This is a genomic window from Brachyspira hampsonii, assembly GCF_001746205.1.
GTDB lineage: Bacteria > Spirochaetota > Brachyspiria > Brachyspirales > Brachyspiraceae > Brachyspira > Brachyspira hampsonii_B.
Genome location: NZ_MDCO01000001.1, coordinates 7501 through 19912, shown reverse-complemented (window position 1 = coordinate 19912; position 12412 = coordinate 7501). Strand labels below are relative to the sequence as shown.

12 protein-coding genes and 2 rRNA genes (1 of these 14 cut by a window edge) are annotated in these 12412 nt (G+C 27.9%); 9 read left to right on the top strand and 5 right to left on the bottom strand.

Annotated features, from left to right (window positions below):
• Positions 1–2 precede the first annotated feature (2 nt).
• From BFL38_RS00070 to BFL38_RS00050, 5 genes are all read left to right on the top strand, one after another.
• Entirely contained in the window at positions 3–806 is an 804-nt protein-coding gene (locus BFL38_RS00070) for a TP0443 family flagellar-associated protein (RefSeq protein WP_069725143.1), read from the top strand.
• A 48-nt stretch (positions 807–854) separates the two neighbouring features.
• A complete protein-coding gene (locus BFL38_RS00065) occupies positions 855–1931 on the top strand; it encodes a DUF3810 domain-containing protein (RefSeq protein WP_069725142.1) in 1077 nt (358 codons plus the stop codon).
• A gap of 82 nt (positions 1932–2013) precedes the next feature.
• Positions 2014–2193: a hypothetical protein gene (locus tag BFL38_RS00060; protein WP_069725141.1), complete on the top strand. Its 180-nt coding sequence runs from the start codon at positions 2014–2016 to the stop codon at positions 2191–2193.
• 92 nt (positions 2194–2285) lie between these two features.
• Positions 2286–2780: an STM3941 family protein gene (locus BFL38_RS00055; protein ID WP_069725140.1), complete on the top strand. Its 495-nt coding sequence runs from the start codon at positions 2286–2288 to the stop codon at positions 2778–2780.
• Between the two features lie 2 nt (positions 2781–2782).
• Complete coding sequence (locus tag BFL38_RS00050; protein ID WP_069725139.1) at positions 2783–3358, top strand: hypothetical protein; 576 nt, start codon at positions 2783–2785, stop codon at positions 3356–3358.
• A 26-nt stretch (positions 3359–3384) separates the two neighbouring features.
• On the opposite strand, the gene BFL38_RS00045 is transcribed toward BFL38_RS00050, so the two are convergent.
• The 4 genes from BFL38_RS00045 to BFL38_RS00030 all read right to left on the bottom strand — a co-directional run bounded on the left by BFL38_RS00045 (position 3385) and on the right by BFL38_RS00030 (position 7884).
• Positions 3385–3852: a hypothetical protein gene (locus BFL38_RS00045; RefSeq protein WP_069725138.1), complete on the bottom strand. Its 468-nt coding sequence runs from the start codon at positions 3850–3852 to the stop codon at positions 3385–3387.
• Positions 3853–3973: 121 nt separating this feature from the next.
• Positions 3974–4471, bottom strand: coding sequence for a periplasmic heavy metal sensor (locus BFL38_RS00040; protein ID WP_069725137.1), 498 nt, complete (start codon positions 4469–4471; stop codon positions 3974–3976).
• Between the two features lie 347 nt (positions 4472–4818).
• The gene (locus tag BFL38_RS00035; RefSeq protein WP_069725136.1) at positions 4819–5661 is read right to left on the bottom strand and encodes a DUF4349 domain-containing protein; all 843 of its coding nucleotides are present in this window, start codon (positions 5659–5661) and stop codon (positions 4819–4821) included.
• A gap of 381 nt (positions 5662–6042) precedes the next feature.
• A complete protein-coding gene (locus BFL38_RS00030) occupies positions 6043–7884 on the bottom strand; it encodes a methyl-accepting chemotaxis protein (RefSeq protein ID WP_069725135.1) in 1842 nt (613 codons plus the stop codon).
• 205 nt (positions 7885–8089) lie between these two features.
• On the opposite strand from BFL38_RS00030, the gene BFL38_RS00025 reads away from it, so the two are divergent.
• Positions 8090–8494 carry a hypothetical protein gene (locus tag BFL38_RS00025; RefSeq protein ID WP_069725134.1) on the top strand — a complete coding sequence of 135 codons (405 nt, stop codon included), beginning with the start codon at positions 8090–8092 and terminating at the stop codon, positions 8492–8494.
• 99 nt (positions 8495–8593) lie between these two features.
• Positions 8594–10120 carry a methyl-accepting chemotaxis protein gene (locus BFL38_RS00020; protein ID WP_256097156.1) on the top strand — a complete coding sequence of 509 codons (1527 nt, stop codon included), beginning with the start codon at positions 8594–8596 and terminating at the stop codon, positions 10118–10120.
• Between the two features lie 50 nt (positions 10121–10170).
• Here the strand turns inward: BFL38_RS00020 and BFL38_RS00015 are convergent, their stop codons facing one another.
• A complete protein-coding gene (locus BFL38_RS00015; protein ID WP_069725133.1) occupies positions 10171–10485 on the bottom strand; it encodes a hypothetical protein in 315 nt (104 codons plus the stop codon).
• A 160-nt stretch (positions 10486–10645) separates the two neighbouring features.
• Between BFL38_RS00015 and BFL38_RS15890 the strand changes: the two genes are divergently transcribed.
• Together BFL38_RS15890 and BFL38_RS15885 are read left to right on the top strand one after the other, a co-directional pair.
• Positions 10646–11696, top strand: a 16S ribosomal RNA gene (locus BFL38_RS15890).
• 352 nt (positions 11697–12048) lie between these two features.
• Positions 12049–12412: ribosomal RNA gene (locus BFL38_RS15885) — 23S ribosomal RNA — on the top strand (it continues 3213 nt past the right edge of the window).
• Together the 16S and 23S rRNA genes form the textbook arrangement of a ribosomal RNA operon.

Sequence of the window (12412 nt, the reverse complement as noted above, 5' to 3'; positions counted from 1 at the left end):
ATATGGCTAAAATAAGCGAAGCTGCAAAAGCTGATTGTTCCAGAATGCAAAATAAATACAAAAATTTGCTTGCTGGAATAGAAGCAAAATTAGTAAAAGCAGAAAAAGATTTACTTACTATAGAAGATAATTTTGAAATAGCTTCTAAAAAAATAGAGGCAGCCGTATTATATATTCAGGCATCTTCATATATTGCAACTATTTGTTATATAGCTATAGAATTTATAGATGTTCGTTCTGATAATCAGCTCAATGACGGAAGAAGATACATAAATAAAGCTATTATGCTTTTAGAAGAAGTATTCGGAAATCATACTGATGATTCTCTTTCTTTAAACGAAGAAATACATGAATATTTTAAAGATAAATTATCTGATGAATGGAGATACAAATTTGTATGCTCATTCGGATATATCATAGACTATTTCAAATATTGCTACGGAGAAAACTCTAAATGGCTCCAAAATTTTATAGAAATTGAAGCTAGATTTGCCACTATATGCAAAAATATGATAGATTTTAAAAACTATATTAAAGAATTAAGTCCTGAATTGGAAGGTTATAAATTCAGAGTAAAAATGATGGAGCTAGTAAAAAAATTATTAGCTTCCGCAGCTGAACAATACAGAACTAAATATGAACTTCAAGATAAAAGATTAGATGATATGAAAATGGCTTTAAATATCATAGCCTCCCTAAGAAGAATACATGTATATTTAAATGAAAATGAAGAATCCGAAGAGAAAAAGAAAATGTATGATCTTTGGAAAAAGAAAATGGATGCTGATATTAAAAAAATGAAATAATATACATGCCTTTACAATTTTTCACTTTTTAGTATAATAATAATACTTATGAGAATAAAAATTACTTTGATACTATCACTTATCTTTATTGTTATAATATTAAAAATAGTAACATTTTCTAAGAACTTTGTAGAAAATTATTATTCAAGATTAATATACAAAAAAATAGCTGGAACTTTAAATCGTATATCTTCAAATTTTACTTTTTCATTAGGAGAGCTTCTGCTTTTTTTACTTATAATAGCAGTTATTATTTTTATTATAATAGCTTTTAAAAAATCATTTTTCAATGGGAATATCAAATCATTAGCAGATAAATCAAGAACTGCATTAAATTATTTATATATATTAGCCTGTTTTATGATTATTATGTATATAGTATTTCTTTTAGTATGGGGATTAAATTATCACAGAGTTCCTTTAATAGATAATTATCCGCCGAAAGAAATCAATAATGATGATATATATTTACTAGCTGATGCACTTGTAAAAAATATAAATGAGCTGAAAAATGAAATGAAATATAAAGAAATTAATACTAATTATCAGGCTCTAAATAGAATGATAGAATCAGAATATAATAAAGTTTTTGAAGAATTTGAGTTTTTAAATATGCATTATTCAAAAACAAAACCTATAATGATATCAAAGTTATTTTTGCATCTTCAAATAACAGGCATATATTCTCCTTTTACATCTGAAGCAAATGTAAATATACTAATCCCAAGCATATCAATACCTTTTACAATAGCACATGAAATGGCTCATCAAATAGGTATAGCTTATGAAGATGAGGCTAATTTTATATCATATATAGCCTGTTCAAAACATACAGATCCTTTTGTTAGGTATTCTGGTAATTTTGAGGCACTTCTTTATGTACTTGGAGAATTAAAAAGAGATGAAAATTATTCTCATTTGATGTCTAATTTAAATAGCGAAACCAAAGATGAAATAAAAAAATATTATGAGTTTTGGCAGGGATATTCTGGACAATTATCTAAAGTAAGCGAAAAGGTTAATGATACATATTTAAAAGCTAATAATCAGCAGTATGGAGTAAAAAGCTATTCTAGGGTTGTAAGATTATTGGTGCTTTATTATAAAAATAATTCTAATCTTTAATGTTTTGAAATTTTTACGATAATTATTAAATATTTATTTTTATAATTTTAATTATAATAACAAACTTTTAATAAGGTATTTTATGAAACTAGATGAGCCTCCTTATTTTTATCAATGTAAAAATTGTAAGAGAAGATTTTCATTAAGAAGAAAAAAAAGGACTATAAATCTTGTTATATTTAAAATTAACTCTCAAAAATGTCCTTACTGCAAAAGTTCAAGGATAAAAAATATAGATAATATTGTAAAAACAGCAGACTGATTTTTAATTAATATTATTTTTTACTATTGAATTATTTTTTTATTTAATATATAAAATTAGTATTGAGATATAAATTCGGAGCTATAATTTTTATGTATGAAGAATTATTATTAGATAATGATTTACCCAAAATTGAAATATATTACAGCAAAAGAAAATTAGTTTTATTATTACTATACTCTTTTGTTTTTATTTTAATTTCAATATTATCTTTTATGCATTCAAATTCTTATAAAAAAATATTATTTGTTATTAGTTTGTCATTTTTTTTAATACACTTTTTGATTTTGATAGTTCAGTTACTAAAATCAGGAAAGCCTAAAATTGTTTTAGATGAAAATGGTATAATGTATAATATGCTATTAAAAAATAAAAATATATTTGTAAAATGGACTGATATTATAGAAATATCTTTTTCAAAAGCATATATATATTTATACTTAAAAGAAGAAAGCAGTTTATCTATAAAGAGAAAAAATCCTAATGAACCTATTGTTTTTTATATGTTTATGTTGGGAGTAAAAGATCCTGTTACTGTTCTAGCTATGATAACATATTATTTTGAAAAAAGCACTGGGGTTGTTTGATTATGAAAGATATTAATAAATTATTTTCAAATAGTAAATTTTCTGTTAAGGTTTATATTAATAATATTAGGTATTTTGCCATAATGATGATAGGTTTAATAGTTGCCATACTTCTTATAAGCGTATTATTTACAGAAACAGATAGAGATATGAGGGCTGCTATTATATTTGTAGTATGCTTTTTTATTTTTGGTGTTATTATACTCTCTATAATTTTGATAAAAAGTATTTTCTTTAAGATGCCTAGTTTTATATTAGATGATAAGGGAATATATTATAATAATTTATTAGTAAAAAGTTATATATATGTTCTTTGGAAAGAGATAAAAGATTTGGATATTATAGGCGGATATTTATTTATATATTTAAAAGATCCTCAAAGTTATTATTTAAGAAAGTTTAAGGGCAGGGTAATATCAGAAAATCCTTTATATATACATTTGGGTGATTTGGATATAAGCAATAAATTTATTAATAGTATGTTTGACTTCTTCTATGATAATTACGATGACTTTGATGACAATAAAAATACCAGCAAAGAAGAAGATTATAAAAAATACTACAGAGATTACTATTAATAAATTTATTCTTTAGTAAATTGATTTTATTTAAAATGCCTGTTTATATCAAGTTCTCTCAAAGTTCTAATCATCTGCATTTCCATTTCTATTCTAAAATTATCATTTACAGCACTATTTACAACATTATTATTAGGGTTTCTCTGATATATTTGAGATTTAATAGTAGAGTTATTTATTCTCATCTGATTTTCAAGCATTCTGTATCTAGGAGAATATCTGCCGTCTATATCTCTTAATTTCTGTCTATCCAAATAACTCATATAGCCGCTTCCAAAGTAATGAAATCTTCCATTTCTGTAATAGCTTTTAGTATATCCCGGATTTGCAAATCTTGGTTTAGAAAGATCATTCTTATATGGATATAGAGGTATAGCATTTTTTGCTGTAGATGGTACAAAAGGTCTGACATTCCCTACTCTACTAGCCGGAGAATAATAATATTGTGAAAAGGCTAAACTTGCAATAGTCAAAAATATTAAAAATATTTTCATATATACCCTCCTAATTGTTTTATATTACTATTATATAACCATTTTGCAATAAAGCAATATAAAAAATAGTCCCCGCATAACAATATATTACACGGGGTATAAAGTTGAGCGATTAAAAAAATTATTTATTTTGGTATACTTTGTCTATTTCTAAAAAGCATTGAGTTCTTAATTTTTGTAAGTCTGCTGAAGCTTTACTTCTTGCATCTATTGCTGCATTTATAGTATTTTGATCTGGAGTTTCTTTTCTCATTTCAGCATTTATATTTTGAGTCTGAGTATATATTTCCATTCTTAAACTGTCCATTTGAGGAAAATATTTATCTTGTATGCTTCTTACTTGATCAATTTGCTCTTGAGTAAGTGCAGCACCATAATATCCGTAACCTCTGCCGTATCCTCTTCCATAACCTGCACCATAACCGCATCCGCCTCTTCCATAACCGCCTTGACCATATACGCATCCTCTTCCATAACCTGCACCATAACCTCTGCCATATCCCCTTCCGTAACCTGCACCATAACCTCTGCCGTATTGAGCGAATAATGACATTGAACCTAAAATCATAATTGCGATTGAGATTAATATTACTGCTTTTTTACTTATTTTGTTTTTCATAATTGTTTTCTCCTTTTATTTATATATTTTCTTAAATTATTTTGTTAATTGATTATCATTATCTATGTAATAATAATATTCATTGTAACTGCCTCTGTAACCTTAATAGTCTTATCTATTTTTCATAAACCTCCTTTCTCTTATTATTGACCAAATAAAGATACCAAAGCAAAAATCATTATTAATGCTTAAATAAAATGATAATACCTTTTCTCCTGTTTTTTATTTTTTATTATTTTGTTTTCTTATGCCTTATTAGACGATGACAAAATTAAAAAGTTCCCAGAAAAATATAAATTTACTAAAAAAAACAGATTTTTTATATACCAATAGTATGTATATATAATTTATTTGATTTTATTATATAATTTCTTTATTAATCCTATTTTTCCAAAACATATATAGTAGAATAATGCTAATATTAATACTATAGGAATGGCTGCGGCTATAAAACCTACCAAAAAGAATAATATACCTGAGAAAAATGCTTTCAAAAATGATATTAAATTCAAATATTTATTATATATATTTGTGCTGCTTTTTATTGCTTCAGGATTTGAGATATTTAAAGTTAATCTTGAATAATCAACAGATGACTGCAAATTTTTTAAATTTCCTTTCATAGTTTCTATTTCATAAGTTAAAGTATTAATTCTATCTTCTACTTTTAATATTTCATCAATGTTTTTAGCTTCTCTTAAATAGTTTCTCAATTTTTCTAAAAGCACTTCCCTATTTTTTATCCTATTTTCTGTATCATAATAAGTTTCTGTAACATCTTGAGTATTTATATTTTTATTTTCAACTTTTTCATTTTGTTCTATAAAATCTATAAAAGCATAAAGATTTTCTTTAGGTATTCTTATAGTAAGATAATATCTATTTTTAGAAGATTCAACATTATCAAAATATCCATTATATTCTTTTAATTTTTCTTCTATGGCTTTATAGCTTTTTTCCACATCTTTTGAATTTACTCTTATATCAACTGAAACTATTAATTTTCTTTCTGCGGTTTTCTCAGAAGAATCCGATACATAGTCTGATGCCGTACTTTCTTCCATTCTAGCCTGAGGTACTGATATTGATGATGTTGTTGATAAAAAATTACCATTTTGTTCAGAACCGCCTTTGCTGCTGCATGAAAATAGTGATAATAGTATAATGACTGCAAATATAAATTTTTTCATATAATTACCCCCAAATAATTAATATAATAATGATATTATAACGAATTATTTTTTCAAGCCGTATTTTATATAAAAAATATTTTATTCATCACTGTTATTTATATATTATGAATCATATTTCTGAATATATCGTATTAAGATTTAATATAATAAACTTAATTATAATATATTAAAAAATTTTTAAATAATATAATTTCTATAATGCATTTAATGTTTAGAATGAGATTTATAATAATCTTGTATAAAATTTTTTTAATTTAATTTCTAACTAAAAAATATTTTATAATAATAATAATTTCTAAAATTATTTATTGATATCTGCCGCATATTTAAAAAAGAATAAATTTCTATTTTTATAAATTTTTATATAAAATATAAGTATTATGAAATATGAAAGAATTTTATACTTTCTTCTAAAAACTTAGCTTTATCAAATAGTTTCTTAGACAATTCGCTTGACTCCTCAGCTAAAGCAGCGTTCTGAGTAGTAGAACTTTCTATACTATTTATAGCAACGCTTATCTGTGAAACGCCTGTCTCTTGTTCTAATGCTGTTGAACTTATATTCTGCATTAAATCAGAAGTTCCTGATACTTTTTCCTGCAATTGAACAAATATTTCCTGAGATTCTCTCGCTGTATTTGTGGCAGTATCTATTTTTTCAGCGGTATTGTCCACAAGAGAAGTAATATCTTTAACAGATGACTGAGTAGTTTGTGCTAAATTCCTAACCTCGCTTGCTACAACCGCAAAACCTTTTCCCTGAGTTCCAGCACGTGCTGCCTCTACAGAAGCATTAAGAGCTAGTATATTAGTTTGGAATGCTATATCCTCAATGATTTTAGTAATATCCTTGATTTTATCGCTTGCCTGATGTACTTCTTCTATATTAGAAACTGTTTGTGCTATTATACTTGCAGCTCCTTCAATATGTTCCATAGATTCAGACATCATATTCTTACCTGATACAGAATTATCAGCCGATGCTTTTATAGTAGAAACTATTTCCTCTAAACTTGAAGCTGTTTCCTCCAAACTAGATGCCTGAGAATCGGTTCTGCTTGAAAGTTCAACACTGCTTTCCATCATTCTTTGAGAAGCTAATACTATTTCATTTGATGCCTCATTAACATTGCTTACAACCTCTGCTAATTTATCACTCATAATATTAAATGCTTTCTCTAATTCTCCAAATTCATCTTTTCTATATTTAGAAACAGATTTAAGTTCTATATTTCCTTCAGATATTTTGTTTGCCTTTTTCATCAAAACACTTAAAGGACTCATAGTTTTTGTAATATATGAAACAGAAAATAAATTTACAAATATTATAGATAATATACAAACTATAATAGCTATTCTAATCATACTTATATTTTCAGCATATATAATCCTATCATCAGTAGCCATAGATAATATCCAAGGCATAGTATTCATTTTTACATAAATGGCAGTTCTTTTTTCTCCATTTGTATCAGATATATAATTCAATATACCGTTAGATTTATTCTCTCTTATTACATCATCATAACTTTGATTTGCTAAAGTATTTATTTGATTCCTAGTATCAAGTGCAATATTTCTTTCATAATCAATTGCAAATAATCTTCCTGTTTCCGGAAGCTGCAATTCTCCTAATTTCGATACCAAAGCATCCCAATTAAGAATCATATACACAGTACCAACTAATACATTATTGGTTTTAACGCCTGCGATAATTGCCAAAGTCATATTATCACTTATAACAGACTTTAATACCTTTGTATCATAAGCAACATCATAATTGTTTTTTACAAAATTATCCCAAATACCTGGTCTTAACTCCTTTAAATTAATTCCTAAATTTATATTTTTCGTATTTTGCAAAGTTACTCCATTTTCATCAGTTACTCCAATATCCAAAGAGTATTTATTAATACCTTCAAACTGCTTTAATGCATCTATCAAGACAGCAACAGCTTCAGGAGTATTATTACCAGATAAATAATTAATGATAGAAGGCGTAATAGAATATGTTTTTATTAAAGTATTATTTTCTTCAAACCATGTATCCAGCATAGATTTATAGCCTTCTATAGTGTTATTATATCCGCTGTATGTAGATTTTGTTATACCAGAATAAGATTTATATGATAATATTATTATTGTTATTACTAAAAGTATTGTTGTTATAATGCTTATAGTTAATGGCATTTTAAATCTTATAGAACTAGTCTTTTTCATAACTTCAGATCCTCTAAAATTTAATATTTTTATAAAACAATTTAATACTTATTATTAAATTTCTAATTACATTTATCGTTTTTTTATACAAAAAATTCAATTAATATAAAAATTTATTTGTTTTTTAATTAAATTTATACTTTTTATTTTTATGATTGTCAAATAAATCATTTGCAATTAATAAATAGTATATTATTATATTGTTATGGAAAAGAAATTAAAGAAATTACTAAGTTTTATTCCTATATTTGTAATCATAATTATTATTTTATGGTATAAATCGCCTATTAATGGAATAAAATGCTATCCTGAAAGTGTATCAAAAATAGATATAAATTATAATGGAAAATCTATAATTATAACAAATACTAATGATATAAATTTTATTATAAAAAGTTTAAATAGTATATCTTTAAACAAATCAATATTAAAAATAAATAAATCAAAAATAGGATATATAATAGATATAGATTCAACTAATAAAAACATAATTAATAATCTGATTATATATTCACCAGAAAATGCTTCTATAGGAAATTTTTATTATACCGATAAAAATATAATGCTGCCTTATAAATATATAAAAAATTTATATACTAATGTAAACTAAATTTAACATATATGTAAAAAAAATATAACACTTTTTTCTAAAATTAGGTATAATTAAAAGGTATAGTTAAAAATATTTTGAATCTGGAGAATATAAGCTATGAAAAAACTTCAAAGCCTAAGGGTGAAAATGCCTCTTATTATCATATCGATGGTAATTGTATTTATAATTGCTTTAATCACGATAATAGAAATAAAAGTATCCGACAGTATAAAAAATGCCACATACGAAGGATATAACAATACAGTTATGGGATATGCTTCCTTAATTGATACTTGGTTTGATGATCAATTAGCAATAGCAAGTATATATGGTACATCTGAAGAATTAATAAGATATTTAGAATTAAGAACTGAAGATCTTAGAAATATAGCATTAAATAATCTTAGAAAATTTAAATCTTTAAATGAATATGCAATTAATATAGGATTATCTGATATAAATGGTAATATTCTAATAGATTCTGATAATACTGATCTGGTAGGTCAAAATATCTTTAACATACATCCAGACTTAAAAAATAAAATAAATGGAAGCTCTAAAGGAATATTCGGAGAAAACATCACTCATTCTTTAACAACAGGCGGCTGGTCATTAATTTTACTAGAAAAAGTTGCAAATGCAAGCAATCAGAATATGGGTTATCTTTATGTAATGCTTGATTGGTCTACTCTAAATAAAAATCACATAGAACCTCTTGTTGTAGGAAAAACAGGAAATATGTATGCTGTTGATAGAGATTTAATAATAAAAATACATAGTAAAACTGAAAATATTAATCAGCCGGCTCCGGAGCAATTTAGAGATGCCTTTAATTTAGGAAAGGGAGTATTAAGTTATGTATTTAATAATGAAAAAAGAGTATCTTCTGTAATAACATTAAAATCTCAGCCTTGGGTATTGGGTGTATCCGTAACAGAAGCAGAAATATATCAAGCTAATAAAGAACTTATGATTACTATGATAATTATATCTGTTATTGCTATAGTGATTATATCAATACTTATATCAATGTTCATAATGTCTATAACTAAACCTCTTCACTTATTAGTAGGAGTTGCTAAAGAGATAGCAGAAGGAGATTTAAGAACTACAAAACAAAAAATTAAAAGGAAAGATGAGCTTGGAGAATTATCAGATGCATTTGTAGCTATGAGGAAAAAACTCGTAGATGCTTTAAGAGTTGTAGAAGATACAGCAAACAATATTACTATGGCAGCAAAAGAATTATCCGAACAAAATACAGATTTGGCACATAGAACAGAAAGTCAGGCTGCAAGCATAGAAGAAACTTCAGCTTCTATGACAGAAATTTCTTCTACAATAAAAGAATCAGCAGATCATTCTGTTAGCGGAAGCAAAATGATATTAGATTCCAAAACTTCTGTTGAAAATGCCGGAGATATCATAGCTGAAACTACTTCTAACATAGAAGAAGTACATGATGCAAGCAGTAAAATTAAAGATATTACTAAAATCATTGAAGATATAGCATTCCAAACTAATATACTAGCTCTTAATGCWTCTACGAGTTTTTTATTTATTTATGTGATGACAATAACTCTGTTCCTAAAGATAGCAAGTTCTTTTCCGCAAAAAAGTTATTTTTTCTCACTTATTTATTAAAAATTAAGGCAAAAAATAAGGGGCTTTAATGCCCCTCATTTTTTATAAAATTACATTCTATACAATATATAATTATGACCTTTTGCCATTATTTTATTTTTATCAAACTTATTTTTTTTGTTTTTAACAAAATCTGCAAATTGTTTAGTATTAAACTCTTTAAATACATTTAATATTGCCTGCATATTAATATCTATTATAAGTTCTTTTTTTTCTTTATAGTATACTCTTCTAAAAAAATCTTCTTCAAGCATAAAACAATCATCTTCTGCTATAAAATTAGCTATTTCTATAGCTGAAGTTTTAGAAAAATCACTGTTTTCTAATATTTTTTTAGTAACATTTTCTAATGTAAAACTTGTCATTTTTAATTACCTCTTTTTTAATTATTTATTTATGTGATGACAATAACTCTGTTCCAAAAGATAGCAAGTTCTTTTCCGCAAAAAAGTTATTTTTTGACGCTCTTCCGATCTAACCTTGAGTCCTTGTGGCTCTTGGCGAACCGGGACTTTTACTTTGAAAAAATTAGAGTGTTCAAAGCAGGCGTATTGCTCGAATATATTAGCATGGAATAATAGAATAGGACGTTTGGTTCTATTTTGTTGGTTTCTAGGACCATCGTAATGATTAATAGGGACGGTCGGGGGCATCAGTATTCAATTGTCAGAGGTGAAATTCTTGGATTTATTGAAGACTAACTACTGCGAAAGCATTTGCCAAGGACGTTTTCATTAATCAAGAACGAAAGTTAGGGGATCGAAGATGATCAGATACCGTCGTAGTCTTAACCATAAACTATGCCGACTAGGGATCGGGTGGTGTTTTTTTAATGACCCACTCGGCACCTTACGAGAAATCAAAGTCTTTGGGTTCTGGGGGGAGTATGGTCGCAAGGCTGAAACTTAAAGGAATTGACGGAAGGGCACCACCAGGAGTGGAGCCTGCGGCTTAATTTGACTCAACACGGGGAAACTCACCAGGTCCAGACACAATAAGGATTGACAGATTGAGAGCTCTTTCTTGATTTTGTGGGTGGTGGTGCATGGCCGTTCTTAGTTGGTGGAGTGATTTGTCTGCTTAATTGCGATAACGAACGAGACCTTAACCTACTAAATAGTGGTGCTAGCATTTGCTGGTTATCCACTTCTTAGAGGGACTATCGGTTTCAAGCCGATGGAAGTTTGAGGCAATAACAGGTCTGTGATGCCCTTAGACGTTCTGGGCCGCACGCGCGCTACACTGACGGAGCCAGCGAGTCTAACCTTGGCCGAGAGGTCTTGGTAATCTTGTGAAACTCCGTCGTGCTGGGGATAGAGCATTGTAATTATTGCTCTTCAACGAGGAATTCCTAGTAAGCGCAAGTCATCAGCTTGCGTTGATTACGTCCCTGCCCTTTGTACACACCGCCCGTCGCTAGTACCGATTGAATGGCTTAGTGAGGCCTCAGGATCTGCTTAGAGAAGGGGGCAACTCCATCTCAGAGCGGAGAATTTGGACAAACTTGGTCATTTAGAGGAACTAAAAGTCGTAACAAGGTTTCCGTAGGTGAACCTGCGGAAGGATCATTAAAGAAATTTAATAATTTTGAAAATGGATTTTTTTTTTTTTGTTTTGGCAAGAGCATGAGAGCTTTTACTGGGCAAGAAGACAAGAGATGGAGAGTCCAGCCGGGCCTGCGCTTAAGTGCGCGGTCTTGCTAGGCTTGTAAGTTTCTTTCTTGCTATTCCAAACGGTGAGAGATTTCTGTGCTTTTGTTATAGGACAATTAAAACCGTTTCAATACAACACACTGTGGAGTTTTCATATCTTTGCAACTTTTTCTTTGGGCATTCGAGCAATCGGGGCCCAGAGGTTAACAAACACAAACAATTTTATCTATTCATTAAATTTTTGTCAAAAACAAGAATTTTCGTAACTGGAAATTTTAAAATATTAAAAACTTTCAACAACGGATCTCTTGGTTCTCGCATCGATGAAGAACGCAGCGAAATGCGATACGTAATGTGAATTGCAGAATTCCGTGAATCATCGAATCTTTGAACGCACATTGCGCCCCTTGGTATTCCAGGGGGCATGCCTGTTTGAGCGTCATTTCCTTCTCAAACATTCTGTTTGGTAGTGAGTGATACTCTTTGGAGTTAACTTGAAATTGCTGGCCTTTTCATTGGATGTTTTTTTTTTTCCAAAGAGAGGTTTCTCTGCGTGCTTGAGGTATAATGCAAGTACGGTCGTTTTAGGTTTTACCAACTGCGGCTAATCTTTTTTATACTGAGCGTATTGGAACGTTAT

Coding starts and splice junctions, on each gene's coding strand:
- BFL38_RS00070 (WP_069725143.1), top strand. CDS start 3: ATGGCTAAAATAAGCGAAGCTGCAAAAGCTGATTGTTCCAGAATGCAA.
- BFL38_RS00065 (WP_069725142.1), top strand. CDS start 855: ATGAGAATAAAAATTACTTTGATACTATCACTTATCTTTATTGTTATA.
- BFL38_RS00060 (WP_069725141.1), top strand. CDS start 2,014: ATGAAACTAGATGAGCCTCCTTATTTTTATCAATGTAAAAATTGTAAG.
- BFL38_RS00055 (WP_069725140.1), top strand. CDS start 2,286: ATGTATGAAGAATTATTATTAGATAATGATTTACCCAAAATTGAAATA.
- BFL38_RS00050 (WP_069725139.1), top strand. CDS start 2,783: ATGAAAGATATTAATAAATTATTTTCAAATAGTAAATTTTCTGTTAAG.
- BFL38_RS00045 (WP_069725138.1), bottom strand. CDS start 3,852: ATGAAAATATTTTTAATATTTTTGACTATTGCAAGTTTAGCCTTTTCA.
- BFL38_RS00040 (WP_069725137.1), bottom strand. CDS start 4,471: ATGAAAAACAAAATAAGTAAAAAAGCAGTAATATTAATCTCAATCGCA.
- BFL38_RS00035 (WP_069725136.1), bottom strand. CDS start 5,661: ATGAAAAAATTTATATTTGCAGTCATTATACTATTATCACTATTTTCA.
- BFL38_RS00030 (WP_069725135.1), bottom strand. CDS start 7,884: ATGAAAAAGACTAGTTCTATAAGATTTAAAATGCCATTAACTATAAGC.
- BFL38_RS00025 (WP_069725134.1), top strand. CDS start 8,090: ATGGAAAAGAAATTAAAGAAATTACTAAGTTTTATTCCTATATTTGTA.
- BFL38_RS00015 (WP_069725133.1), bottom strand. CDS start 10,485: ATGACAAGTTTTACATTAGAAAATGTTACTAAAAAAATATTAGAAAAC.